General features: G+C 63.6%; 23 protein-coding genes. 14 read left to right on the forward strand and 9 right to left on the reverse strand.

Annotated elements, in window-relative coordinates:
• The first annotated feature begins 46 nt into the window (after positions 1-46).
• Positions 47-928, forward strand: coding sequence for a hypothetical protein (locus tag LB518_RS04485; protein ID WP_224573497.1), 882 nt, complete (start codon positions 47-49; stop codon positions 926-928).
• Between the two features lie 13 nt (positions 929-941).
• Here LB518_RS04485 and LB518_RS04490 read toward each other — a convergent pair whose 3' ends face one another.
• The 3 genes from LB518_RS04490 to LB518_RS04500 form a co-directional block, all read right to left on the reverse strand.
• Complete coding sequence (locus tag LB518_RS04490) at positions 942-2,120, reverse strand: alpha/beta hydrolase (protein WP_224573500.1); 1,179 nt, start codon at positions 2,118-2,120, stop codon at positions 942-944.
• Positions 2,121-2,267: 147 nt separating this feature from the next.
• Positions 2,268-4,019, reverse strand: a complete 1,752-nt coding sequence (gene ybaL / locus LB518_RS04495; RefSeq protein WP_224573503.1) for a YbaL family putative K(+) efflux transporter — start codon at positions 4,017-4,019, stop codon at positions 2,268-2,270.
• Positions 4,020-4,184: 165 nt separating this feature from the next.
• Positions 4,185-4,982 (reverse strand): L,D-transpeptidase, encoded by a 798-nt coding sequence (locus LB518_RS04500; RefSeq protein ID WP_224573505.1) that lies wholly within the window; start codon positions 4,980-4,982, stop codon positions 4,185-4,187.
• A gap of 387 nt (positions 4,983-5,369) precedes the next feature.
• Between LB518_RS04500 and LB518_RS04505 the strand changes: the two genes are divergently transcribed.
• From LB518_RS04505 to guaA, 7 genes are all read left to right on the forward strand, one after another.
• Positions 5,370-6,464, forward strand: coding sequence for an ATP-dependent DNA helicase (locus tag LB518_RS04505; protein ID WP_224573507.1), 1,095 nt, complete (start codon positions 5,370-5,372; stop codon positions 6,462-6,464).
• 168 nt (positions 6,465-6,632) lie between these two features.
• Entirely contained in the window at positions 6,633-8,123 is a 1,491-nt protein-coding gene (gene guaB / locus LB518_RS04510) for an IMP dehydrogenase (RefSeq protein ID WP_224573509.1), read from the forward strand.
• 5 nt (positions 8,124-8,128) lie between these two features.
• Entirely contained in the window at positions 8,129-8,533 is a 405-nt protein-coding gene (locus LB518_RS04515; RefSeq protein ID WP_224573511.1) for an MAPEG family protein, read from the forward strand.
• Positions 8,534-8,549: 16 nt separating this feature from the next.
• Positions 8,550-8,918 carry a DoxX family membrane protein gene (locus LB518_RS04520; RefSeq protein ID WP_224573514.1) on the forward strand — a complete coding sequence of 123 codons (369 nt, stop codon included), beginning with the start codon at positions 8,550-8,552 and terminating at the stop codon, positions 8,916-8,918.
• A gap of 25 nt (positions 8,919-8,943) precedes the next feature.
• Complete coding sequence (locus tag LB518_RS04525; RefSeq protein WP_224573526.1) at positions 8,944-10,257, forward strand: RsmB/NOP family class I SAM-dependent RNA methyltransferase; 1,314 nt, start codon at positions 8,944-8,946, stop codon at positions 10,255-10,257.
• Positions 10,258-10,338: 81 nt separating this feature from the next.
• Positions 10,339-10,614, forward strand: a complete 276-nt coding sequence (locus LB518_RS04530; protein WP_224573528.1) for a hypothetical protein — start codon at positions 10,339-10,341, stop codon at positions 10,612-10,614.
• An 88-nt stretch (positions 10,615-10,702) separates the two neighbouring features.
• Positions 10,703-12,265, forward strand: a complete 1,563-nt coding sequence (gene guaA / locus LB518_RS04535) for a glutamine-hydrolyzing GMP synthase (RefSeq protein WP_224573530.1) — start codon at positions 10,703-10,705, stop codon at positions 12,263-12,265.
• A gap of 524 nt (positions 12,266-12,789) precedes the next feature.
• On the opposite strand, the gene LB518_RS04540 is transcribed toward guaA, so the two are convergent.
• Positions 12,790-13,500, reverse strand: coding sequence for a type 1 glutamine amidotransferase domain-containing protein (locus LB518_RS04540; protein ID WP_224573532.1), 711 nt, complete (start codon positions 13,498-13,500; stop codon positions 12,790-12,792).
• Positions 13,501-13,599: 99 nt separating this feature from the next.
• Between LB518_RS04540 and LB518_RS04545 the strand changes: the two genes are divergently transcribed.
• Positions 13,600-14,301, forward strand: a complete 702-nt coding sequence (locus LB518_RS04545; protein ID WP_224573535.1) for a TetR/AcrR family transcriptional regulator — start codon at positions 13,600-13,602, stop codon at positions 14,299-14,301.
• Positions 14,302-14,444: 143 nt separating this feature from the next.
• On the opposite strand, the gene LB518_RS04550 is transcribed toward LB518_RS04545, so the two are convergent.
• Positions 14,445-15,404 carry an AraC family transcriptional regulator gene (locus LB518_RS04550; protein WP_224573537.1) on the reverse strand — a complete coding sequence of 320 codons (960 nt, stop codon included), beginning with the start codon at positions 15,402-15,404 and terminating at the stop codon, positions 14,445-14,447.
• Between the two features lie 164 nt (positions 15,405-15,568).
• Here LB518_RS04550 and LB518_RS04555 point away from each other — a divergent pair, with 164 nt between their 5' ends.
• Genes LB518_RS04555 through LB518_RS04565 form a run of 3 tightly spaced genes read left to right on the forward strand, consistent with a single transcriptional unit; the run spans position 15,569 to position 18,654 of the window.
• A complete protein-coding gene (locus tag LB518_RS04555; RefSeq protein WP_224574328.1) occupies positions 15,569-16,582 on the forward strand; it encodes an oxidoreductase in 1,014 nt (337 codons plus the stop codon).
• A 10-nt stretch (positions 16,583-16,592) separates the two neighbouring features.
• On the forward strand, positions 16,593-17,588 hold the full coding sequence (locus tag LB518_RS04560; protein ID WP_224573538.1) for an aldo/keto reductase: 996 nt from the start codon (positions 16,593-16,595) through the stop codon (positions 17,586-17,588).
• 28 nt (positions 17,589-17,616) lie between these two features.
• Positions 17,617-18,654 (forward strand): SDR family oxidoreductase, encoded by a 1,038-nt coding sequence (locus LB518_RS04565; RefSeq protein ID WP_224573541.1) that lies wholly within the window; start codon positions 17,617-17,619, stop codon positions 18,652-18,654.
• A 60-nt stretch (positions 18,655-18,714) separates the two neighbouring features.
• Here LB518_RS04565 and LB518_RS04570 read toward each other — a convergent pair whose 3' ends face one another.
• Together LB518_RS04570 and LB518_RS04575 are read right to left on the reverse strand one after the other, a co-directional pair.
• Positions 18,715-19,170 carry an SDR family oxidoreductase gene (locus tag LB518_RS04570; protein WP_224573543.1) on the reverse strand — a complete coding sequence of 152 codons (456 nt, stop codon included), beginning with the start codon at positions 19,168-19,170 and terminating at the stop codon, positions 18,715-18,717.
• 157 nt (positions 19,171-19,327) lie between these two features.
• Positions 19,328-19,750: a MarR family winged helix-turn-helix transcriptional regulator gene (locus LB518_RS04575; protein ID WP_224573545.1), complete on the reverse strand. Its 423-nt coding sequence runs from the start codon at positions 19,748-19,750 to the stop codon at positions 19,328-19,330.
• A gap of 57 nt (positions 19,751-19,807) precedes the next feature.
• On the opposite strand from LB518_RS04575, the gene LB518_RS04580 reads away from it, so the two are divergent.
• The gene (locus tag LB518_RS04580) at positions 19,808-20,593 is read left to right on the forward strand and encodes an alpha/beta fold hydrolase (protein ID WP_224573547.1); all 786 of its coding nucleotides are present in this window, start codon (positions 19,808-19,810) and stop codon (positions 20,591-20,593) included.
• Between the two features lie 427 nt (positions 20,594-21,020).
• Here LB518_RS04580 and LB518_RS04585 read toward each other — a convergent pair whose 3' ends face one another.
• Both LB518_RS04585 and LB518_RS04590 read right to left on the reverse strand, forming a co-directional pair.
• The gene (locus LB518_RS04585) at positions 21,021-22,391 is read right to left on the reverse strand and encodes a pyridoxal phosphate-dependent decarboxylase family protein (RefSeq protein ID WP_224573549.1); all 1,371 of its coding nucleotides are present in this window, start codon (positions 22,389-22,391) and stop codon (positions 21,021-21,023) included.
• Positions 22,392-22,439: 48 nt separating this feature from the next.
• On the reverse strand, positions 22,440-23,465 hold the full coding sequence (locus LB518_RS04590) for an AraC family transcriptional regulator (RefSeq protein WP_353619930.1): 1,026 nt from the start codon (positions 23,463-23,465) through the stop codon (positions 22,440-22,442).
• Positions 23,466-23,479: 14 nt separating this feature from the next.
• On the opposite strand from LB518_RS04590, the gene LB518_RS04595 reads away from it, so the two are divergent.
• A complete protein-coding gene (locus LB518_RS04595; RefSeq protein ID WP_224573551.1) occupies positions 23,480-24,238 on the forward strand; it encodes an SDR family NAD(P)-dependent oxidoreductase in 759 nt (252 codons plus the stop codon).
• The last annotated feature ends 255 nt before the right edge of the window (positions 24,239-24,493 follow it).

Genomic DNA, 24,493 nt, shown 5'->3' on the forward strand with positions numbered 1-24,493 from the left:
TCATCAAGTCGTTGTTGGCGATGATCCTCGTCCCCGGAGTCGCGCGATGACGGTTCAGCAGGTCACCGGACCGGGGCGTGCGGCGGCGCGCGCAGGATCGCTGATCCTCGCAATTGCCGCGGGATTGTCGTCTGCGCTCTGGGTGGCGATTTGTGCCGCAGCTCCGGAATTCATCTGGCGCGGGCTGAAGATCACGTTGGGGCATCTCGACGTCGGCGATGTGCTGTCAGCGCTCCTTATCGGCCTCGTTCTCGCCTTCTTCGTCGAACCGCTGATGCGGCGTTTGCAGGCGCGTGTTGAAGGTGAGCGCGGCACAAGCGGCGCCTCGCCGAGGCCTCGCAACGCCCTGTTCGCGGCGTCCATGGGTTTCGTGTTCGCCTTCGCTTCAGTCTGCGTACATGACGCGATGATCGCCTTCGTCGCGGGTGGGGACGGCGGGCATGCGGGCGAGGCGTCCGGAGTTGCAGCCGGCATCGCGCTGACCGCAACCTGGGCCATCGTCCCGTTCGCCACGACACTCGCCTGGGTGAGCGCCCGAAGCCGCTGGCTGAGGCTGCCGATGGGCGCGATTGCTGCCGTGTCGGCTGCTCTGTCCGGTTGGCTGTTCGGCTGGACGCTGTTCGAGATCGTCAGCTCGGTCATTCCATGCCTGGCGATACTCGCCCTCGGCTATCGCGAGATCGGCAGAGATCCGCTGGAGGAGGCCTTTGTGCGGGCCGGGCGCCGCCTCGTCCTGGTGGCGGCGGTCTGGCTCGTGTCAGCCGCGATCGTCTGCGCCCTTCTTGGCCTGATCGGTGCGTCGCCCGCCATGCTTTACAGTCCGTCCAGCTTCTGGATGGATGCGCGGTTCTATCTCGGCTGGGCTATCGGCCTTCTGCTGGCGCCGTTTCCGGTTGCGGCGGCGGCAAGCGCGCGGGCGACGGCCTGAGCCTTTGCCCGCCTCACTGTCGCGCTATTCCGCCGAAGATCATCACCGGAGCTGAAAGGACGACCCCGGCGACCGAGCCGATCGTCTGGCCGGCGCCCTGCGCCGTGGCGCCGATCTGGGCGGCCGGCGCGTCGGCATCGGATATGAGCTGCCCGGCAGCCATGCGCCCGCCCAGCAATTGCACGATCTCCGGGCTGGTTGCAAATTTAGAATGGTTGAGGCGGTCGCCGTTGCTCAGCGCCGAAAGGTCGATGACCGTGACGTCGTTCGTCTTCTCGAACTGCGAGAGATAGGGCTCCCGCGTCAGGTCAACGGCGCCAACGCGCGTCACGCCGCCGGACAGCAGGCGGGAGACACGCAGGGCGCGGTCGTTTGATGAAACGAAGATCGTGATATGCGGCCGCTTCGGCCCGATTTCCTGCATCTGGCGACGGAAGACATCGACGTCGAGATCGGGCGAGGCGAGAATGACATTGCTGACCTTCGCGGGGATGCGGCCGTCCTGGAGTGCGATCTGACGGAGCGCTTCGACAGCCACCCAGCCGCCCATCGAATGCGCCATCACGGTCACGCTCGAGACATTGGGGCTGCGGGCCGCTGCGCGGATGACGAAAGCGAGATCACTGCGCGAGAAATTGGCGCTCTCGCGGTCGTAATTATAGTCGAGCACCCGTCCGCGCGATGGCCAGGAGAAGAGTACCGGCGCTGCCTGTTCGTTGCTATCGTGCACGATCTGCGCGAAGCGGAACACCGAGGCGTCGAACGGCGTATTGAAGCCGTGCACGAAGATGAGCACGGGGCGCGCCTTGCCATTGCGCTTCGTGAACCATTTCGAGATATCGGCGGTCTTGACCGGCGTTACCGAGGTGGCGACGAAATCCCGCGCCGGATTGCCCGGAACCTGGCGCGGCCATTCAACCTGTCCGATCGGCCGATTGTTCGGGATCGAGATGACGATATTGGCCAGCGACAGCCCACTGCCGCGCTCGCCATTGAAGAAGACCCCCGGCGTCGGATCAGCGGCGCGCGTGGTGGCGACCAACATGTCGACGCTGCTGGCAGCCGCCGGATCGGCGGCGACCGGCGTCAGGGCACCTTCGGGCCGCGAGGCGCAGCCGGCGAGGAAGAGTGTCGTCAGTGCCAATCCCAGCAACCCGCGCCAGCGATTTCTCCTGTCGTTGCCGGCGCGCATTGTTGCTCCTGTTCTCGAACCTGACCGGCCCCCGATGCCGCGGTTGTGGTGCGAGACTATAGACGGCCGATGTCATGGTGAAGCCGGCGCGCTCAAACGGCCGGCGGATCGGCGATTTGCGATGGCGTTGCGCTGTTGCGGCAACGCTCAGACGGCGCCGACCGCGGCTGCATCCGCGCCAGGAGAGGCGGGCTTGTCTTCCGCCTGGCCATTCGAGACGGATCCCAGCATGCCAAGCGCGATTTCCCGCTCGCCCATGATGGCGAGATTGGCGCCATAGTCGACCAGATGCGTCACCTCCGCATCCGTGCGGCCGCGCGCGATGATCTGCATGGTGCGGTTGAGGGCCCGAGCCTTCGAGACGATCTGCCCGGCTTCGAAGGCATCGGGAACCGCGATCAGAAGGTGCCCGGCCCCCGCCACATTGGCCGCGGCCAGCACCTCGCTGTCGACTGCGTTTCCGACGATGACCTCGGCTCCGGTCGCAATGGCCTCCTTGGCCCGCTGATCCCCGTTCTCGACGACGAGATAGGGTCGTCCAGCCTTGCGAAGCCCTTCGGCGACGATCCGGCCGACGCGTCCGTAGCCGATCACCACCGCATGGCCGGAAAGCCGTGTCGGCGAGAGATCGCGCGCCTGTGCCGCGGCTTCGCTCGCTTCGGCGGCCCGAACGGCGGCGCGATGGCCTTCGCCGGTGCGCTGGTAGATGCGCTTTGCCAAGGCGAACATGACTGGATTGATCAGGATCGAGAGGATCGCGCCGGCGAGGATGAGGTCGCGCGCCGTCTCGTTGATGAGCCCGAGATCGGCGCCAAGCGCCGCCAGGATGAAAGAGAATTCGCCGATCTGGGCGAGGCTCGCCGAAATGGTCAGGGCTGTTGAGGTTGGATAGCGGAATGCCTTGACGATGACGAACGCCGCGATCGACTTGCCGATGAGAATGATCGCCAGCGTGCCGAGGAGAAGCAGCGGCTCTTTCATGATGATGTGAGGGTCGAACAGCATGCCGACCGACACGAAGAACAGCACCGCAAAGGCGTCGCGTAGCGGCAGTGTTTCCTCAGCCGCACGCTGTGAGAGCGGTGATTCGCTGAGAATCATGCCGGCGAAGAACGCGCCGAGCGCAAAGGAGACCCCGAACAGCGAGGCCGCGCCGAAGGCGACGCCAAGCGCTATCGCCAGCACCGCGAGGCGGAACAGTTCGCGCGATCCGGTATGCGCCACGTAATGCAGCGCCCATGGGATCAGGCGGCGTCCGACGATCAGCATGAAGGCGACGAAGGCGGCCACCTTGCCCACAGTCAAAGCGAGGATGCCGGCAAGGCCGAAGCCGCTCGAACCGGCAAGGCCGGAACCGCTGGTCGCGCCGCCCGTGAGGATTTCCGCGAGCGCCGGCAGCAGCACCAGCGTCAGCACCATTGCGAGGTCTTCGACGATCAGCCAGCCGACGGCGATCTTGCCGCGGTCGGTGTCCATCAGCCGCCGTTCCTGCAGCGCGCGCAGCAGGACCACGGTGCTGGCCACCGACAGCGCGAGACCGAAGACGAGGCCGCCGACGAGCGGCCATCCGACCGACCAGCCGAGCCCCATGCCAAGCAGCGTCGCCGCGCCGATCTGAACGATTGCGCCGGGGAGGGCGATCGCCTTCACCGACATCAGGTCCTTCATAGAGAAATGCAGCCCCACGCCGAACATGAGCAGGATGACGCCGATCTCGGCCAGTTCGTTGGCAAGTCCCTGGTCAGCGACGAAACCTGGCGTCGACGGCCCGACAAGGACGCCGGCGAGGAGGTAGCCGACGAGCGGCGAGATCTTCAGGCGGTGGGCAATGACGCCGAGGATGAAGGCCAGGACGAGGCCGATGACGATCGTCGCGATGAGCGGCGTGTAGTGAGGCACGGGTCACTTTCCGGTTCGGGGCAGGTGGTAAGGCCAAGGTGGAGGTAAGCGCCTGGAGGTTCAACCGGAAATGAAGTCGGCACCGGTCTAGGCGGGCTCTTCACGCAAAAAAAGAGGCCCTCCGGAGAGGGCCTCGATTTCAGGATCGAAGAAAGGCGAAAGACGTCAGCCGTTCGCGCCGCCGGTCGGCATCGTCGTGTTGGACGAGGTCCGCGGCGGGACCGGATCCGGCACGGCGCCGCCATGGCTCTGATAGACGGCAACGGGATCGGGCTCGACATTACCGAGCACCTGCACCCTCGTGCCGATCGGCACGCGGCTATAGAGATCGATGATGTCCTGGTTGATCAGGCGGATACAGCCGGATGAAAGCGACTTGCCGATCGACCAGGGCTGCGTGGTGCCATGGATGCGATAAAGCGTGTCGACTTTGCCCTGATAGAGATACATCGCGCGGGCACCGAGCGGATTGCCGGGGCCACCCGGCATGCCGTCCGGCCACTTAGCGGCTTCTGGATCGCGCGCCATCATCTCCTTCGGAGGATGCCACATCGGCCATTCACGCTTCGCCTGGATCCTGGCGTCGCCAGACCACGCAAAGCCCTCGCGACCGACGCCGACGCCGTAGCGTATTGCCGTACCGTTCTCGAACACGAGATAGAGGAAATGGTTCGGCGGATCGATGACGATGGTGCCGGGATCGGCCTGCATACCCACCGGGATCGTGACGACCTGGCGCAGGAACTGCGGATCCATCTTTCGCGTGTCGACGGCCGGAACCGGGAATGGCTCCGTGTCGATGGCTGCGTACATCTGGGCGAAACCCTGATCGATAACCGGTCCCGTCGCGGTCGGAGCCGTGACATCGACCGACTGGCAGCCGGCAAGTGCGATCGGCAAGCCGATCATGAAACTGCGACGGCTGAGCTTTCCAGTCGTCTCATTAGGCTTCGCTTGGTTCAAAGCCTGACCCTTTCGACTACATATGGACGGGATAAGACAAAATGTTTCGACTTGGCCCAAGGCCGGCAGATGACCGTCGCTGAACCGTTGTCGCTATTTTCGTTCGCCTTAGCATAGGAATGGTAACCGTCTTGCCGGACCGCCGAGAAAATCCGCCCGGATGACAATTCGGCAACAACTCTGGGCAAGGCCGTCCGGGGTCGACCCCTTCATCGTTTTCATTCAGCGACAGTTCCGCCGAAACCAAGGCAAAGCGGCCTCAGTTGCGCCACGATGTCACCTAACGCCGTCAATGTTGCTGCAATGTCACATTCTCTCTGTCGTCCAGAGCCCTGAATCGGCTATCAGCCATCTCTCGGCCTCGTCCTCCGCTTCGAAGGAAATGCCATGCGCTGGTCGCCCCAGCAGGAAGATGCGCTTTCAGGCGTCGCGGCCTGGCTGAAGCGCGCCGATTCTCCGGTCTTTCGCCTGTTCGGCTTTGCCGGAACGGGCAAGACGACGCTTGCCCGGCACATCGCGGAGGGCATCGACGGCAAGGTCGCCTTCGCGGCCTTTACGGGCAAGGCGGCGCATGTCCTGCGATCCAAGGGCTGCGAAGGTGCCGGCACGATCCACAGCCTCATCTATCGTCCGCGCTCTGGCGACGACGAGGAGCAGCCGGTCTTCGCCATCAATCACGACAGTGCCGCAGGCGAAGCGGAGCTGATCATCATCGACGAGTGCTCGATGGTCGACGAGGAGCTCGGCCGCGATCTCCTCTCCTTCGGCACGCCTGTGCTGGTGCTCGGCGATCCCGCTCAGCTTCCGCCGGTGAAGGGGGGCGGATTCTTCACCGACGCTGAGCCCGACCTGATGCTGACCGAGGTGCACCGACAGGCGCAGGACAATCCGATTATCCGCCTGTCCATGGCCGTTCGCGAGGGACGGACGCTCGACTATGGCGATTTCGGTGAGAGCCGCGTCATCGGGCGGCGCGACATCGACGCGACGCAGATTCTGGATGCCGACCAGGTCCTCGTCGGCACGAACAAGACGCGGCGGTCCTACAACCAGCGCATCCGCGAACTGAAGGGCCTGCTCTCACCGATGCCAGCCGTCGGCGACAAGCTCGTCTGCCTCAGGAACGACAAGCAGAAGGGGCTGCTCAATGGCGGCACCTGGACGGTCGCGAAACTCGGTGCGCCGCGCAAGAGCCTGATCCGGCTCGATGTCGTGCCGGAGGAGGATTCGTCGGGTAAGGCGGTCAAGGTCGCCGTGCACCCCGATTTCTTCGAGAATGGCGGGGAGGGGCTCTCCTATCCGCAGCGCCGCGCCTCGGACGAGTTCGATTTCGGCTATGCGCTGACCGTTCACAAGGCGCAGGGTTCGCAATGGGATGATGTCGTCCTGTTCGACGAGAGCTGGGCCTTTCGCGAGCATGGCGGCCGCTGGCTCTATACCGGCATCACGCGGGCCGCCGAGCGGCTGACGGTGGTGCGCTAAACGGCCCGACGCGCCGTGCATGGCTGCCTTGCGTGCGACGCGTCGTTTCATGCCTTCCAAGGTCCGCGCCGTCATGCTAATGGCACGCGCCAACCTCATTTTCGTTCTTGCCCGCCGGTGGTCGCCCGACCCCCGGCCGGTCTTTCACATTCGAAGGGAAGCGTTGGCATGGCACAGATCATCGAGCTCACGACCGGTCGCGAGGCTCTGACCTTCGACGATGTGCTGCTTCAACCGGGGCATTCCTTCGTCATGCCCGGCGAAGTCGATATCCGAACCCGCCTGACACGCACCATCGAACTCAACATTCCCATCATTTCCTCGGCGATGGACACCGTCACCGAGGCGCGACTCGCGATCGCGATGGCGCAGGCCGGCGGCCTCGGCGTCATCCACCGCAATCTGACGCCCGAGCAGCAGGCCGAGGAAGTCCGTCAGGTCAAGAAATTCGAATCGGGCATGGTGGTGAACCCCGTCACGATCGGGCCCGACGCGACTCTGGCCGAGGCGCTGGCGCTGATGAAGGCGCACCGCATTTCCGGCATTCCGGTCGTCGAGGGCAATAGCAATCCCGGCCGCCTCGTCGGTATCCTGACCAATCGCGACGTCCGCTTCGCCTCCAATCCGGGCCAGCGCGTCTATGAGCTGATGACGCGGGAAAACCTCATCACGGTGAAGGAAGGTGTCAGCCAGGCCGAGGCCAAGCGGCTGCTGCACACCAACCGGATCGAAAAGCTCGTCGTCGTCGACGAAGCCTATCGCTGCGTTGGTCTGATCACCGTGAAGGACATGGAGAAGACGCAGCTCAATCCGAACGCCGCCAAGGACGAGCAGGGGCGTCTGCGCGTCGCCGCCGCGACCACGGTCGGCGAGAACGGCATCGAGCGCTCGGAAATGCTGATCGACGCCGGTGTCGATCTCATCGTGGTCGATACGGCGCATGGCCATTCGCAGCGGGTTCTCGACGCGGTCGAGCGCGTGAAGAAGCTGTCCAACCGGGTCCAGATCATTGCCGGGAACGTCGCCACCGCCGAAGGCACACGCGCCCTGATCGATGCCGGCGCTGACGCCGTGAAGATCGGCATTGGTCCTGGTTCGATCTGCACCACCCGCGTCGTCGCAGGCGTCGGCGTGCCTCAGCTCACCGCCATCATGGAAGCGGTCGCCGTCGCCGATAATGCCGATGTCCCTGTCATCGCCGATGGCGGCATCAAATATTCGGGCGATCTCGCCAAGGCGCTCGCCGCCGGCGCGCGCTGTGCGATGATCGGCTCGCTGCTGGCCGGCACCGAGGAAAGCCCCGGCGAGGTCTATCTGCACCAGGGCCGTTCGTTCAAAGCCTATCGCGGCATGGGTTCGGTGGGCGCTATGGCCCGCGGCTCGGCTGACCGGTATTTCCAGGCCGAGGTCCGCGATACCTTGAAGTTGGTGCCCGAGGGTATCGAGGGGCAGGTTCCCTACAAGGGGCCGGTTTCAGGCGTTCTGCACCAGCTTGCAGGCGGTCTTCGCGCCGCGATGGGCTATGTCGGCGCCGAGGATCTGCCCGCCTTCCGGGAACGGGCCCGCTTCGTCCGTATTTCCTCGGCGGGGCTCCGCGAAAGTCACACCCATGACGTGACGATCACGCGAGAGAGCCCGAACTATCCGGGAATTGGCTGATCCATATGCTCAAAACCGTCATCCTCTGGCCCGCCATCGCGCAGGCCGTCCTCATCTTCCTCGCCTACGTCAATCTCGGCCGTGCCCGCTCCGCGGCGGTCAGGAATGGGCTGGCCAAGGATACTGACTTCCCGCCCGGCAACGAGCCGCCTCAATCGGCCGCCGGACGGCGTCTTGTCGCCAACCAGTTTGAACTGCCGGTGCTGTTCTTCGTCGTTATCGGCTTCCTGATGATGATTGACGGCGTCTCGATCATCGAACTCGCTCTGGCCTGGGTGTTCGTCATATTCAGGGCGCTGCAGATGATCGGCAGCCTCAAGGGGCCGCTGATGCTCCGCCATGCAAGCTTCTTTGCCGCCTTTCTGATAGTCGTGGCGCTCTGGGCGGATCTCGCGATCCGTCTCATCTGAGACGGCGAGGGGGCCGATGGATCTAACCAACGCTGCATTCGCGGGCCGCATTCTTGTCGGCGCCCTGTTTGTCGTCATCGGCGTCCGCCTCGTCATCGGGCGCCGCGCGGTCGCGATGCTGCTCGGCTCGAAGAAACTGCCACAGCCGCTCGCCATTGCCATCGCCGGCGGCTGTGTCGAGATCGTGCTTGGCCTGGCCGCGCTTGCTGGTCTGGCGCTTCCGGCCGTATTCGTCGCCATGGCCCTCTTCGTCATCGCCGCCACGGCGATGGTGCATGACTTCTGGAACAAGAAGGGCATGGCACGGACGCTGGACGTGAATGTCGTTCTGTCGCATGGCCTGATCGTCGGCGGCCTCATAGTCATGGCCGCCTATCCATGGTGACGGCCGACAAGGGAAACGCTGCTTCATGACGCCTGTCGCCCGCATTTCGGCTGCGATCGAGGTTCTCGACGACATCATCGACCGCCGCCGCCCGGCTGCCGACGCGCTCAAGGACTGGGGGCTCGCGCATCGCTTCGCCGGATCAAAGGATCGGCGCGCGATCGGCGACCTCGTCTTCGACGCGCTGCGCCATCGCAGTTCCTCGGCCTTCGCGGCCGGCGGCGAGAATGGCCGCGCCATCATCCTCGGCCTCTTCCGCGTCCATCGCGGCCTCGATGTGGCTGCGATCGAACAGCTGATCTCCGGCGAGCGCTTCGCGCCGCCGCCGCTCACCGACGAGGAACGCACTGCGCTCGGCACGGACTGCCTCGCTGGTGCGCCCGATCATGTTCGCGGCGATTATCCGGAGTGGCTCGCCGATGAGCTCGGCCGCGTCTTCGGAGCCGATGTCGTCGCCGAGATGCAGGCCATGGCAGCGTCCGCGCCGCTCGATCTTCGCGTCAACACGCTGAAATCCGAGCCCGACAATGCCGCGCGCGAGCTGGCCGCCGAGCTTGGCCGGGCGCCCGAACGGCCGCCGCTCTCCCCGCTCTGCCTGCGCCTGCCGCTGGAGCCTGAGCGCGGCGAGCCGCACATCGCCTCGACGGAATGCTTCCTCAAGGGCCATATCGAGATCCAGGATCTCGGCAGCCAGCTCGCGGCCGAATTCGCCGGCGCGCGGCCCGGCATGCAGGTCCTCGATTTCTGCGCCGGCGGCGGTGGCAAGACGCTCGCGATGGCCCCTGCGATGCAGAACCATGGACAGATATTCGCCTATGATTCCGATCGCCGCCGTCTGGCGCCGATCCATGACCGGCTGGCGCGCGCTGGCATCCGCAATGTCCAGGTCCGCACGCCGAAGCCGGGCTCCGACGTACTCGATGATCTCGAGAGGCGGATGGACCTCGTCCTCGTCGACGCGCCCTGCACGGGAACCGGCACCTGGCGGCGCAATCCGGACGCCAAATGGCGCATCCGCCCCGGCAGCCTCGCCGAGCGGCAGAAGGACCAGGCGGCGGTGATCGAGGCGGCATCGCGCTATGTGAAGACCGGCGGACGGCTGGCCTACATCACCTGCTCGCTGCTTGAATCGGAGAATTCGGACCGTGTCGCCGCCTTCCTGGCCGACCATCCGGGTTTTGATGTGGTTGCTCCGGACACTCTTGTTTCGGCGTTCGAGGCTGAAGCGATGATCGAGACCGGCTCGGCCGTGCGCCGCCTGCCGCTCGGCCTGATGCTGACGCCCCGACAGAGCGGCACCGACGGCTTTTTCATCGCTGTGCTTGCACGGCGAAGCTGAGGACGGCGCTCGGCCGACCTCGACACCCAGCCAGCCCGCCACTAGAAGGGCAGGCTCAGGACTTAGGAACGGAGATCATCCATGCGCGGGCTTGTCAGGCTCATCGTTCTCGCCATCGTCGTGATCGGCGGCTACTGGGCCTATTACGTGTTCGCCGCTGCTGACCCCAACGATCGTTTCGGCGTCGAGATCAACAAGCACATGCCTGAGCAGGCGCGCCAATTCGCCTGCGACAAGCTGAAGGAACGCTTCGGCGCCATCACGGCCCCCGAGGGCTGCGCGGCCTATCCGAGCTGGGCCAGCACGCCCGTTGCCGCGCCGCCGGCCACGCCGAACCCCGCGACGACATCGCCCTGATGAAAGTGGAGGCCGGCCCGAGCGCCGGCCTTCTGCTTCCTGCAGCCTTGCCACCCGTCCGCTCAACCTCTCTTCGCCGGATCCGCCCATGCCAGACAGCATTCTCATCATCGATTTCGGCTCCCAGGTCACGCAGCTCATCGCGCGGCGCCTTCGGGAAACCGGGGTTTATTGTGAGATCCATCCGTTCCAGAAGGCCGAGGAGGCCTTCGAGCGGCTGAAGCCGAAGGGCGTCATTCTCTCGGGCAGCCCCGCAAGCACGGTCGATATCGGTTCGCCCCGCGCGCCGGAGACGGTGTTCGAGGCCGGCGTGCCTGTTCTCGGCATCTGCTACGGCGAGCAGACAATGAGCGCGCAGCTCGGTGGCAGCGTCGAAGTCGGTCACCACCGCGAATTCGGACGCGCCTTCATCGAGGTCAAGAAGCCGTCAGCGCTGTTTGAAGGCCTTTGGGAGCCCGGCAGCCGCCATCAGGTCTGGATGAGCCATGGCGACAAGATCACCGCGATCCCCGAGGGCTTCGAGGTCATTGCGGTCTCGGAGGGCGCGCCCTATGCGGCAATCGCCAACGAACAGCGCCGTCTCTACGGCGTGCAGTTCCATCCCGAAGTGCTGCATACGCCGGATGGCGGCAAGCTGCTGGCGAACTTCGTCCATCAGGTGGTCGGGCTGAAGTCGGACTGGACCATGGCGGCCTATCGCGAGCAGATGATCGCCAAGATCCGCGCTCAGGTTGGCAGCAAGCGCGTGCTCTGCGCCCTGTCCGGCGGCGTCGACTCGGCGGTCGCGGCGGTGCTGATCCACGAGGCGATCGGCGAGCAGCTCACCTGCGTCTTCGTCGACCACGGGCTGATGCGGCTTGGTGAGAGCGATCAGGTCGTGTCGCTGTTCCGCGAGCATTTCAATATTCCGCTCGTCCATGTCGACGCGTCCGATCTTTTCATCGGCGAGCTCGAGGGCGTGTCGGACCCAGAGACCAAGCGCAAGATCATCGGCAAGCTCTTCATCGATGTGTTCGAGGCCGAGGCGAAGAAGATCGCCAGCGATGGCAAGGGCGCGCCGGAATTCCTCGCGCAGGGCACGCTCTATCCCGACGTGATTGAGAGCGTCTCCTTCTCCGGTGGCCCGTCGGTGACGATCAAGTCACATCACAATGTCGGCGGCCTGCCGGCGCGCATGAACATGAAGCTGGTCGAGCCGCTGCGCGAGCTCTTCAAGGACGAGGTGAGGGCGCTCGGCGGCGAGCTCGGCCTTCCCGACTTCTTCGTCGGCCGCCACCCATTCCCGGGCCCCGGCCTCGCGATCCGCTGCCCCGGCGGTATCACGCGCGAGAAGCTGGATATTCTCAGGAAGGCCGACGCCGTCTATCTCGACGAGATCCGCAAGGCCGGCCTTTACGACACGATCTGGCAGGCTTTCGCGGTGCTGTTGCCGGTGCAGACGGTGGGCGTCATGGGCGACGGCCGCACTTACGATTTCGTCTGCGCGCTGCGCGCCGTAACCTCGGTCGACGGCATGACCGCCGATTTCTACCACTACGACATGACCTTCCTCGCCGACGCCGCAACGCGCATCATCAACGAAGTAAAAGGCATCAACCGCGTCGTCTACGACGTAACGAGCAAGCCGCCGGGGACAATCGAGTGGGAGTAAAGGGTCGTAGTTTTGGATATGCGCGGATACCAAATCGCGGAACCGGCGACGAAGATCGTCCAATAGAAGCCGGTGGACCGCAACGCTTGTAATGTCGCCTTTACCAGATGGGCTAAGGGCGTTCAGGCACGGTGCGTATGGCACAGAGCCTGATTGCAGCGCCCTTAGTGCCTGGGTCGACGTCAGTGTCCCATACATTTGCGGTGGTTTCGGATCGCTGAGCCGGCCGAACGTCTTGGCAGCCAGCCGGTGCGCGTGTGGCCGATACTTGTCTTGAGATGCTCCAGCAATGCCTCGACGCGGCGACCGAGCCGATCTACATCGGCCGACCCGCTGCACTGGTTGACGCCTGTGCAGACCGGCCTCTTGCAACCTCACCAACTCGAGATCAGAAGCGCCGGATCTCTCCTTCTGGCCGGAATTCAAATCGGGATCAGGGTCAGTCGGAACGATGCGGGACCCGATCGAGCGGCGCTGCCTGCGCAAGCGCCGCTCGACATATCAGGGCCGCGATCGGCGCGACGTTATGCGCGCTCGGCAATCTGCTCCAGGATAGCCTTCGCCGTGCCGTGCGCTGACTGGGGGTTCTGCCCCGTCACGAGATTGCCGTCGACGACGACGTGGGAGCTCCATGCGCCACCCGACGAGAACTCCGCGCCACCGGCGCGCAGACGGTCTTCCAACAGCCAGGGAGCGTTTTGTGCGAGCCCGACCATCGTTTCTTCCTCGTCAGTGAAGGAGGTGAGCTTGCGACCCGCGAATGGCCAGGATTCCGCATCGCCCGCGGAAAGAAAACTGGCCTGACCGTGGCACAGCGCGCCGACCACCTTTGAGCTGTCGGCCAGCGCCGCGGTCAACACGCGCCCCACCGCCTCATTGACTGCGAGATCCTGCATGGGACCGTGCCCGCCCGGCACGACAACCGCATCGTAATCGGCGATGTCCACGTCTTCGATGCGCTTCGGAGACTTCAACAGATCCTGGTGCTGGTCGAGATACGCGGTCACCTCAGCGACCTTTGCAGTGTCCCCATTATTGGCTTCGGGCGAAAGGCTGAGACCATCGACGATGGAGGGGCGGCCACCGGGCGTGGCTATCGTGATATCCGCTCCCGCTTCGGAGAAGATCTGGTGCGGGGTCACGAATTCCTCGCCCCAGAAGCCGGTCGATTTCTGGACGCCGTTCTTTTGGCTCCACTTTGTGGCGCTGGTGAGGATCATGAGGATGTTCGGCATCGGGTAGCTCCTGGACGTGCGTTTGGCGCCGATCGTGGACCGGCAGTTCGCCAATCGAAGGTATAAGGTAAGTGGCTCGGCTTAGATGGGAGGCGCCACTTGCACATCAAGGTAAGCCGCTTATCTTTCTTTGATGATTGGCGGGTGTGTCCGCGCCCTGTAAAAGCCGGAAAACAGGAGCGGGGCATGACGGCCGAGACCTATCATCAGAGAATCAAACAGGAGAAGCGCTCGGCTGCGATCCACGCCGCAATGGAGCTGTTTCTCGAGCAGGGCTATGAGCGAACCTCGCTCCAGCAGATTGCCAAACGTGCCGATCTCTCGACAGCCACATTGTTCAAGCGATTTCCCACGAAGGCAGCCTTGTTCGAGGCCATCGTCGAAGAGTTCTGGTCCGACAATGAGGAATGTGGCGGGACACTTCCGGTTGGCAATCCGGTGGATGGCCTCCGCAAGATCGGGCTGGGCTATGCGTCACGGATGCGCCAACCGGACATGCAGGCCATCTATCGGTTGATCATTGCTGAAGCCTTGCGCTTCCCCGATCTCGGCCAGATGCTCTACGACAAGGGCAAGGGCCCCTATCAGGAACGCCTCAATAGATATCTCATAGCCGAGGTGGAGGCTGGCAATCTGGCGGTCGATAACATTCGGGCAGCATCGGGCCAGTTCCTCGCGCTCATTGCCGGGCAGTCGTTCTGGCCCGAACTGATCGCGCCCGGTTGCGGCGGCACCGATGCGGAGATGCGCGCGGTCGTGGACAATGCGACCGCCCTGATGCTGGCGCGATACGGCCGCTGATCAGGCTTGCGCCGGCGATCTAGTCTGGATGTCATCGAGACCTTACCAGGTCAAGCGCGCGCGTGCTGTTAGCGAGAAATCGCGGCGGAGTTGGGCAGGCGTCGGGTGAATTTCATTCGGTAAGGTCGCTTCGGGCGGCCGATCTAGCGCTCGGCCACTGAATCGTTTGTCTGGGCTTCCTCCGGCAATATCTGGCAAGCCGTCCGAAAAGCTCGGGGCGAATGTCCGGTCACCCGCTTGAAAGCATTGCTGAAGGCGCTTTCGGATCCATAGCCGATCGATCGGGCAACCACCGTCACCGGCGTCGCCTCATCGCGTAAGGCGCGTTCGGCGAGTCGCATGCGCCATTCGGTGAGATAGGTTAGCGGCGCGACGCCTGCAATCGCCCTGAAATGCGACGCGAACGTGGTTCGCGACATGGCGCAAGCCCTGGCGAGTTCCTCAAGGTGCCAAGCTCGGGAGGGTGCGCCGTGCATCAGGTGAAGCGCGGGCGCGATACGCGGATCGCCCAATGCGCGCAACCACCCGGCGGACATGAGGTCGGCCGTTTGCAGATGAACCCGCAATATCTGGATGAAGAGCAACTGGGCGAGTTGCGCCGAGGCAAGCTGCGCACCCGGTTGCCCGCTCGCTTGCTCCTCGACGAGTTGGTCGAGAAGGGCGCGGAAATTTCTCGCCCGGGGCGATGCCGCCCGCACATGGATCCACGGCGGCAGAACATCGCGAAGCAGCCGACCGCTGACGGGATCCAGCAGGACGTGGCCGCCGATGTGAGCGAAGTCTTCCCCGTCACCAAGTTGTGCCGTCGATTTGCCTGCGCCGGAGAAAAGGCTCATCGCGTCGACAGGAACGACACCCGGCTCGCTGGCAAGAACAAACGACCGTGGCGCCGCGAGAAGGCCGACATCGCCAGCTTCGAATAGAACCGGCTCCGGCTCGCCATCGATGCTGACCCGGCAGGTGCCTTTCACGACGGCAAAGAACTTGATGGTCTTCGGCACCGGGAAGCGGATGGCCCAAGGGCCGCCCGCCGTGAACCCGCCCGTCACCAGTGTCTCTGCGCGCGTGAATCTCAGGATTTCGGAAAAGGGATCAACGGTCATTTCCGGACCATCGCGCAAGTAAAGCGGACTTTCAATCATTCATAATGCGGCGTGCGCGTCCCATCTCTCGCGATGACAACCGAGGCGCGCGTCGGCAGAGCATCGTCAAGGCGATTGAAGTGCCGCGGTGCCGGCAAGCACAACAGTTGAATGGGACCATCGTTTTGAACGCACAACAACATCCTCTCGAATCCGGCTACGGGGCCGCTTCGACGGCTGACGAGGTGATCCGCGGCGTTGATCTCTCCGGCAAGACGGCGATCGTCACGGGTGGGTATTCGGGCCTCGGTCGCGAAACGGTTCGCGTCCTTCGGGGTGCCGGTGCGCGCGTGATAGTTCCGGCGCGCGATACGAATCGCGCCCGCGAGGCGTTGCGGCGGATCGAGGGCGTCGAGATCTGGTCCACGGACCTTCTGGATTCCCGCTCGATCGCTGCGTTTGCGGCGCGCTTCCTTAACGAAAATGCGGCGCTCCATATCCTCGTGAACAGCGCCGGCATCATGGCGCTGCCTGAGCGCGAGCTGGATGCGCGCGGCTATGAACTCCAGTTTGCCACCAATCATCTTGGCCATTTCGAGCTGACAACCCGGTTACTCCCAGCGCTTCGGGCCGCGAAGGGCGCACGCGTGGTGTCGGTGTCCTCCCTCGGTCACCGCTATTCGCCGGTGCACTTCGACGATATCAACTTCGAGCATCGCGAATACGGACCGTGGCTGGCCTATGGCCAATCCAAGACCGCCAACATCCTTTTCGCGATCGAACTTGACGCGCGCGAGAAGGCAAATGGCATCCGCGCCTTTTCCCTGCATCCGGGATCGATCGCCGGGACGGGCCTTGAAAAGCATATTCCCACGAAGATGCTGATCGATGCGGGGGTGCTGGATGCCGAGGGCAACCCGATCCGCGACCCGTCGCGCAATCTCAAGACAATCGAACAGGGCGCGGCGACCAGCGTCTGGTGCGCGACGAGTGCGCAGCTTGACGGGCTTGGCGGCCTTTATTGCGAAAACTGCGATGTCGCGGTCGCGATCGAGCCCGCTGGCGGCAAGAGCTCGATCGCCGAGGGTGTCCGGCCCACGGGCGGGGTCCGGTCGTTCGCTCTGGATCAGGTCGCGGCCAGTCGTCTCTGGGCGCTGAGCGAAACCATGATCAGCGCCGCAACCAACGCTCAGGAATAGGAAAGTCATCATGACATTGAACAAAAGGCGGCTTGGCAATCAGGGGCTCGAGGTCGGCGCGATCGGCCTGGGCTGCATGGGTATGAGCCAGTCCTATGGTCCGGCCGACGAGGCGGAATCGATCGCGACCCTTCATCGAGCGCTGGAGCTGGGAGGCGATTTCTTCGACACGGCCGAGGGATACGGTCCCTTTACCAACGAGGAACTGCTCGGACGCGCCTTCCGGGATCGCCGCGATCAGGTGATCCTCGCCACCAAGATCGGTTTCCGCTTCGAAAATGGCCGACAGGTGGGTGCGGAAACGGATAGCCGCCCGGAAAGCATACGCAAGGCGGTCGAGGGCTCGCTCAAGCGGCTGCAGACCGACCATATCGACCTGCTCTACCAGCACCGGCTCGACCGGAAGGTGCCGATCGAGGACTTCGCCGGCACGGTCGGCGACCTGGTGCGCGAGGGCAAGGTCCGCTTCCTCGGCTTTTCCGAGATCGGCGCCGCCAATCTGCGCCGCGCCCACGCTGTCCACCCTGTTTCGGCGCTGCAGAGCGAATATTCCCTGTGGGAGCGCAATCTCGAACCGGACGTCCTGCCAGTGGTAGAGGAACTGGGCATCGGCCTGGTCCCATTCTGCCCGCTGGGGCGCGGATTTCTGGCCGGCGGTGTCAAGCGCGCGGAGGATTATCCGGAAGGGGATACGCGGCGTATCGACCCGCGCTATCAGGGCGCGAACTACGACGCCAACGTCAAGGCGGCGCAGATCGTTTTCGACATCGCCAAAGCAAAAGGTGCCAAGCCGGGGCAGATCGCGCTCGCATGGCTGCTGCACAAAGGCGATCACATCGTGCCGATCCCCGGCACCAAGCGCCGCACTCATCTGGAAGACAATATCGCCGCCGCCGCGATCCACCTTGATGCGGGCGACATGAGCAAGCTCGACGATGCACTGGCGGCGGGGACCATTTCCGGCAACCGCTACCCCGACTTCGTCATGGCGACGATCGATCGCTGAGCGGCAGCCTTTCCGGGAGTTTGGAAAATTGGCGAATGACGAATTGGTGCTGGTCACGGGCGGGACCGGGTTCATCGCGCAGCACTGCATCCTGGTGCTGTTAGGCAGCGGCTATCGCGTGCGAGCCACAGTTCGTTCGCTGGCGCGCGAGGCGGAGGTGCGCGGCAACCTCAAGACGGGCGGCGTGGAGGCAGGCGACCGCCTGTCTTTTGTCGCGGCCGACCTGGGCGACGATCGTGGCTGGGCGGAGGCCGCCGCCGGCAGCGCGTATGTGCTGCACGGTGCGTCGCCCACGCCTTCGGGCGATCAGGTGGGGGAGGAAGACTGGATCAAGCCCGCTGTCGACGGCAATCTCCGCGTCCTGCGCGCCGCACGAGACGCTGGTGTCAGGCGGGTGGTCCTCACCTCGGCCTTCGGTGCGATCGGCGTCGGGCACAAGCCGATGCGCAGGCCGTTCGACGAAACCGACTGGAGCGATCTGACGGGGAGGGTCGCCCCCTATCAGAAATCGAAGACCCTTTCGGAACGTGCGGCATGGGATTTCATCGCGCGGGAAGGGGGCGCGCTTGAACTCGCCGCCATCAACCCGACCGCGGTTCTCGGTCCCGCGCTCGGACCCGATTTTTCCCATTCGATCCGCCTGATCAAAAGTCTGATGGACGGTCAGCCCGGTTGTCCAAAGATCAATTCCGGCTTTGTCGATGTGCGCGACGTGGCCGACCTTCACCTGAGCGCCATGACCAATCCCGCCGCCAAAGGGGAGCGTTTTCTCGCGATTTCGGGCGAGAGCATGTGGATGATCGATGTCGCGAAGGTCTTGCGGGAGCGCATGGGAGCGGCGGCGCGCAGGGTGCCTTCGCGCGCGCTGCCCAATTGGCTGGTGCGCCTTGCGGCGCTTCGGGACCCCGCTGTGAAGGGCATCGTGCCGATGCTCGGTGTGAACTTGAACGCGACGAGCGAAAAGGCCCGGCGCATGCTGGGATGGGTTCCCCGGTCAAGAGAAGAGGGGATCATCGCGACCGCACAGAGCCTTGTCCGGCTCGGCCTCGTCAAAGCGTCCGGGTGAGCGAAGCGGCACAGGCGCATTGTGCGTTTGTGGCGCCGCCCCGGCGGCGCCAAGCACGCCTCATAGGACGTAGCCACCATCCATGGTGACGCTGGCGCCAGTCATGAAGGCCGCTTCGTCGCGCGCCAGGTAGGAGACAAGTCCGGCGACCTCTTCCGGCGTGCCAGTGCGCTTGAGAGCGGTGGCGCCAGCGGCGGCGGCATGGTCGAGGAGGCGATCCGTTCCGATGGGACCGGGCTGGACGTTATTGAGGGTGATGCGGCGCGGGGCGAGGTCAAGTGCGACCCCCTTGACCAGCGCTGCCACGGCGCCCTTGCTCATCTGATAGGCGCTCACACCGGGAGAGCCGGCGCGGATTGCGGCGTTGCTTAACAGCAGGCTCAGCGCGGAATGCCTCAAAGCCCACTGGTTCATGGACCTTGCAGACGCAAGTGAAGAGCCGGAGGCTTGGAGAATAGACGATAGCGAGGTCGGATCCCCAGCGCGATCGATTACGACGTCCCTATCGACCTGCATAATCCCGAGGGCGCACGCGGCGCGTCATCGTGATCAGAGCCGGAAAACTCCACCACCGACAATCCAAAACTGGGGGCAGGGCGTGGGCTGTGATCTTCGTCGCGCAGCATCCAGACAGCCATCCGAAGCTACGACATAGTCGAGGGTGATTGTTGGCTCAGGGCGAGGCCGTATTTCTTGCCAATTTTGACAAAATCTCAAAGAGGATGTCACGCTCCACCTCTGAGATCGCCGCAAAAGAATGTTGCAGAACCTCGTGGTGAAGGCTCGCGCCTTTCTTGACCATTGCACCGCCGTGCGGGGTAAGGACATGGACGAGCACACGACCTCGGCCCTGCTGCCGTTCGACGAGTCCGGCCTGAAGCAGTCGGTTGACCAGCGTGCCGAATGCCTGGTCGGAGTTGAAGGTTAGTTCGGCGAGCCGGTGCATCGAGGCCCCAGGATTGCGATCGATCTCGCGAAGCGCATTCCATTGAACCAGCGTGATCCCGATCGCGCTCAGCGCCGTATCGAGCGCGCGATGATGGCGGTGTTGAACAGCCTTGATCAGCAGGCCCAGCGTTTCAGCATCTGTTGACATATAAACATGTTTGTATAAACAAACGTATATGTCAATCGATCAATCGGGCCAGCCGCTATGAAGAAGATGCAGGTTCTCGCCGGCTCTGCGGAGCTCGCATTCACGGATTTGGGCAACGGTGCAGCCATCCTCCTTCTCCACGGCGGAGCCGGGCCCGCATCGATGGTAGGGCTCGCAGAGGCGTTGTCGGCATCGCATCGGCTGATTCTCCCTGTCCATCCCGGCTTTGATGAGAGACCTCGGCCTGAATGGCTCCACACCATCCATGATCTGGCCACGATCTATCTGGCTCTGATCGAGCGGCTGGATCTTCCACGCGTTACCCTTGTCGGAAACTCGGCGGGCGGCTGGATCGCGGCGGAAATGGCGCTTCGCCGGTCGCCGCGCATTGCCGGGATTGTTCTTCTCAATGCGGTCGGCATCGATCCGAAGCCGACAGGCAAGCCAATCGTCGATCCGCTGGGTGTGCCACCCGCCGAGCGAGCCACGCTGGCGTTTCATGATCCGGCGACCTTCGCAGCAGCCCCGCAGACCCCTGAAGCGTTGGAAAGGCTCAGGCGAAATCAGCAAGCTCTCATGGTTTATGCCGGCGATCCATTCATGCACGACCCGACGTTGCGTGACCGCCTAGCGCGTCTTGATGTGCCCGCAATGGTGCTGTGGGGCGCCAGCGATAGGATTGTGGAGATCGAATATGGCTTATCCTTCGCTGCCAGCATGCCGGGCGCCCGTTTTGAAACAGTCGCGGAAGCGGGTCACTTTCCGCAGATTGAGAAGCTCGATCTGACAAGCCGGCTGGTGGCTGAATTTGCGGACGGGCAGTCGCAATCAAAGCCCTTCTGACAGAGCCTTGCAAATAGCCTCCTGAGTATCGCGCGGTGATCAGGACGAGCCCCTTGAGCCGTGAACGTGTCCAGATCGTCTCGGCGCGCCAGGTGATGCCAGACGGGTTTTGGTGGATCGCCGCTCCACGCCAGAAATTGTCTCAGGTTATTTGTCGCTGGAAAGCGGCGCTGCGTCGGTAGCGCCCGAAAGGCGCCCAACATCCTTACAAAAGCGGTCGTTTCACTGGGCGAGCAGATGGGCGAGCAGCCTTTTCTGCTTGGTCACGCGATTTCTATCGCGACCCGTATCTCTACCGGTGCCTGTTCGCCTCCTCGCAGTTCAAGATCGCGGTGCCTGCACCTTCGTCTGCTTTCATGAACCGGAGGGATCGCAGACCCTCGGTCGAGCGGACACGGGCAGAGGAAGGATTGCCGCCGGCCAGATGTCAGCTCATTGTCTTGGCGGCCGTCATGACAGACTGTCTGGCGTCGATCAGCGCCTCGATCAGCATCTCGATGTCTGCCATTTCGGTTCGCCACGACGATATGCTCAGCCGGAAAGCAGGGCGGCCTTGCCAACTGGTGGGGCTGAACCAGGTGCGGCCGCTGTCCAGCACCGCCTCACGCACCGCCAGGGTTTCGACATCGTCGGCGCAGCGGACAAGAACCTGATTGATGCAAACAGAGTTGACTACATCGAAGCCTTCTTCGAGCAGGCGACGGCCAAGATAAGCCGCATAGTCGCAATGGCGCTCGATGAGCGCAGCAACGCCGTCCCGCCCCAAGCTTCTCAACGCAGCCCAGATGGAAACGCCTCGCGGACGGCGCGAAAACTCCATCGTCATGTTTTTCTGCGAATCTGCGGCTGCGGAGAAATAGGCCGCGTCGCTGTTCATGGCCTGCGCCATCGCGTCACGATCACGGCAGATGGCGACGGCACAGTCATAAGGCGTATTGAGCCATTTATGGCCGTCGGTCGTCCAGCTGTCGGCTGCGTCTATGCCGGCCGTCAGGGCGCGTCGGTTGGAAGCGCGCGCCCACAAACCGAAGGCGCCATCGACATGGACCCACGCCCCCGCCGCTTTGGCGACGGGAATGACGGCTTCAAAAGGATCGAAAGCCCCCGTATTTACCTCGCCTGCCTGCAGACAGACGATCGTGCGATCGTCCAGCGCCGGCAGTCTTGCAGGATCGACGCGCCCCCCGTCGTCAGTGGGAATTTCGATCACGCGGGCGTTCCCAAAGCCCAGCAGACGGACCGCTTTCCTGACGGAGATATGCGCGGTGGCGGAGAGCGCGATCCTGATCCCGGGCGAACCCGCCAAACCGTCGCGATCGAAGTCCCAACCGGCCCGCGCTAGCAGCGTCCGGCGCGCAGCGGAGAGGCACGTGATCGTTCCGGTTGTCGCGCTGGTTCCGAAGCCGACGCCACTCTCGCGGGGAAGATCCAGGATTTCGAGGATCCAGTGAGCCGCGACCTTTTCCACGGCTGCAGAGACCGGGGAAGTATCGTGCGACGACGCGCACTGATCCCACGCCAAAACCATCCGGTCTATTGCCGAAGCCGCCGGAAGCGAGGCCCCGAGCACAAAGCCGAAATAACGCGGCCCATTGGAGGCGACCGTCGCAGGCGAGCCCGCTCCGTCGAACAGCGCCAGCGTGTCCGCGCCACCTCTACCCTTCGAGGGCAGCGGCTCGTCGAACAGCGCAAGGCCCGCGAGCGCCCGCGCGTCGGGAAATGGCCGACGCCGTGCCGCATCTCGAAGATAGGACGCGGCTCGTCGATCCGCTTCCGCCAGCAGGTCTTCTTCTGTCATTTGGCGCTGCCCCCCTTCCGCTATAATCTCGCTAGTTAGCTGCTCGTATCAGGCGATAGCGCCGTCAAATTCCGTTCCGTCCAGGCCGGGCAATGCCTTCGTGTCGCGCGCATAACGAGCCGGCGAGACGCCGATTTCTCGCGTGAACGCAACACTGAAAGCGCTTGTCGAGCGGTATCCAATTTTACGGGCGATCTCCCCGACGCTCGCTTCCCTCTTGCGCAACAGGTTCCTTGCAACCGCCAACCGCCACGTCTTCAGATATTCGATCGGCGCCATGCCCACAGCCGTCTGAAACCGCTCATGGAAACCTGATCGCGACATGCCAGCCTCCCGCGAGAGTTCGGCGACTGTCCAGCCACGTTCGGGCCGTGCGTGCATCACCCTGATCGCCATGGCCAGACGCTCGTCCGACAGACCCCGCACCAATCCCGGCAAATCCCCCAGTTCAGCGGCCGATCGCAACGCCTCGATCAGCAATACCTCCAGCAGGTGTCGCAGCATCACTTCTCGCGCCGGCTTGCCGCCCGCAGCCTCTTCCCCCAACAGTTGCATCAGCATGGGGAGCCGATGCTCGCCCCGCACCACAACCAGTTCCGGCAGCAGCGAGGCCAGCAACGTGGCGTCGTCGGACTGGAAAACGCAATAGCCGACAAGCGCCCGCATATCGACCAGTCCATTGACGCTGCCGACCCGATAATCACCATCCGGCAGGATGACCGGATCGATCACCATGTCCGCTTCCGCACTCGGCGCATCGCTCAGCATCATGAAGTTTTGCGCCGAGGGAATGAGGATGAAGTCGCCTGCACCCAAGATGACCTCTTCACCATTCTGACCCCTGTAGCGCAGTCTCCCTTGGAGCACGGCCGCATAATAGGGGTTGGGCGATTGGGTCCGCCTCACGCGCCAAGGCCCTGAGCCGGTGACGCATTTGGAAAATGGCGCGCCGGGTTGGAGCAGGCCGACAATCTCAGCCAAGGGATCAGACATTTTGGACTCAGTCGAAAAAACTCTGGACGTCGCGATATAGAACGTCCAGCAGCCCGTGACCATCTTGGTCCTGTCAATCATGACAGGATCATTCCATGACTGAAGAAACACGCATCGCACTTGTTACCGGCGCCAATCAGGGCATCGGACTCCAAATCGCCAAGGACCTCGCCGCTCGCGGGCTCACCGTGCTCCTTGGCTCACGCGATCTCGGCCGTGGCAAGACTGCCGCCCAGTCGGTTACCGGCAATGTGCATGCCATCCAACTGGACGTTACCGATGATGCTTCGATCCGCGCCGCCGTTGCGCAGGTAGAGGAGACGTTCGGCCGTCTCGACATCCTGATCAACAACGCCGCGATCTCACGGGCAAATAGCTTGGAGAGCGAGTCTATGCAGGACTACACGAAGCGCTCGCGTGCCACGCTGATATCCGTGGACGAAGTGCGCACTATCTGGGAAACGAATGTGTTCGGGGTTCTGGCCGTCACCCAGGCCTTCGTCCCACTGCTGCGAAAATCACGGGCGGCCCGTATCGTCAATGTGTCGAGCGGTCTCGGCTCCCTCACCACGATGTCGACGGCCAATCCCTACCGCGCGATCTTCAACCCGGGCTATGCTGCTTCAAAGACCGCGCTCAACGCCATTACGATCGCCTTCGCAATCGATCTCGAAGACGGGGGGATCAAGGTCAACGCGGTAACACCCGGTTTCACCAGTACGGCTCTCAACAATTACGAGGGGACCGAGACCGTCGAACAGGGTGCCGCCGAAGCCGTTCGCGTCGCACTTCTCGGTAGCGAAGGTCCAACGGGCACGTTCACGGCGTCGATCAGCGAAGAGCTGCCCTGGTAACGAAACAAAGATCCGTCGGAGGTGCTCCGGCGGATCGAACCTGCCTGCGCAATGCGGGACCACCAGCCCGGTTCGCGATTAGGCGGCTACGTCATCAGTCGATTCTCCAGGCTTGTCGGATCGGGCTGTGCCAGGGCTGGCGCATTCGTTGCGATCGGCGCGAATGATAACTTCTGCTTCGCGAGATGTTGCGCGAATTTGCGCGTCGGCCTCTGTGGTTCACCCGCACTGATATGGCGATAGTGGTTTTCCCGA

It is taken from the genome of Mesorhizobium sp. BR1-1-16, assembly GCF_020165495.1.
Taxonomy (GTDB): domain Bacteria; phylum Pseudomonadota; class Alphaproteobacteria; order Rhizobiales; family Kaistiaceae; genus Kaistia.

Excerpts from the sequence above, each read along its gene's own strand:
- guaB (WP_224573509.1), top strand. The coding sequence starts at position 6,633 with ATGGCACAGATCATCGAGCTCACGACCGGTCGCGAGGCTCTGACCTTC.
- LB518_RS04585 (WP_224573549.1), bottom strand. The coding sequence starts at position 22,391 with ATGACAGAAGAAGACCTGCTGGCGGAAGCGGATCGACGAGCCGCGTCC.
- LB518_RS04560 (WP_224573538.1), top strand. The coding sequence starts at position 16,593 with ATGACATTGAACAAAAGGCGGCTTGGCAATCAGGGGCTCGAGGTCGGC.
- LB518_RS04505 (WP_224573507.1), top strand. The coding sequence starts at position 5,370 with ATGCGCTGGTCGCCCCAGCAGGAAGATGCGCTTTCAGGCGTCGCGGCC.
- LB518_RS04550 (WP_224573537.1), bottom strand. The coding sequence starts at position 15,404 with ATGACCGTTGATCCCTTTTCCGAAATCCTGAGATTCACGCGCGCAGAG.
- LB518_RS04515 (WP_224573511.1), top strand. The coding sequence starts at position 8,129 with ATGCTCAAAACCGTCATCCTCTGGCCCGCCATCGCGCAGGCCGTCCTC.
- LB518_RS04525 (WP_224573526.1), top strand. The coding sequence starts at position 8,944 with ATGACGCCTGTCGCCCGCATTTCGGCTGCGATCGAGGTTCTCGACGAC.
- LB518_RS04485 (WP_224573497.1), top strand. The coding sequence starts at position 47 with ATGACGGTTCAGCAGGTCACCGGACCGGGGCGTGCGGCGGCGCGCGCA.
- LB518_RS04540 (WP_224573532.1), bottom strand. The coding sequence starts at position 13,500 with ATGCCGAACATCCTCATGATCCTCACCAGCGCCACAAAGTGGAGCCAA.
- LB518_RS04595 (WP_224573551.1), top strand. The coding sequence starts at position 23,480 with ATGACTGAAGAAACACGCATCGCACTTGTTACCGGCGCCAATCAGGGC.
- LB518_RS04580 (WP_224573547.1), top strand. The coding sequence starts at position 19,808 with ATGAAGAAGATGCAGGTTCTCGCCGGCTCTGCGGAGCTCGCATTCACG.
- LB518_RS04575 (WP_224573545.1), bottom strand. The coding sequence starts at position 19,750 with ATGTCAACAGATGCTGAAACGCTGGGCCTGCTGATCAAGGCTGTTCAA.
- guaA (WP_224573530.1), top strand. The coding sequence starts at position 10,703 with ATGCCAGACAGCATTCTCATCATCGATTTCGGCTCCCAGGTCACGCAG.
- LB518_RS04530 (WP_224573528.1), top strand. The coding sequence starts at position 10,339 with ATGCGCGGGCTTGTCAGGCTCATCGTTCTCGCCATCGTCGTGATCGGC.
- LB518_RS04520 (WP_224573514.1), top strand. The coding sequence starts at position 8,550 with ATGGATCTAACCAACGCTGCATTCGCGGGCCGCATTCTTGTCGGCGCC.
- LB518_RS04490 (WP_224573500.1), bottom strand. The coding sequence starts at position 2,120 with ATGCGCGCCGGCAACGACAGGAGAAATCGCTGGCGCGGGTTGCTGGGA.
- LB518_RS04570 (WP_224573543.1), bottom strand. The coding sequence starts at position 19,170 with ATGCAGGTCGATAGGGACGTCGTAATCGATCGCGCTGGGGATCCGACC.
- LB518_RS04590 (WP_353619930.1), bottom strand. The coding sequence starts at position 23,465 with ATGATTGACAGGACCAAGATGGTCACGGGCTGCTGGACGTTCTATATC.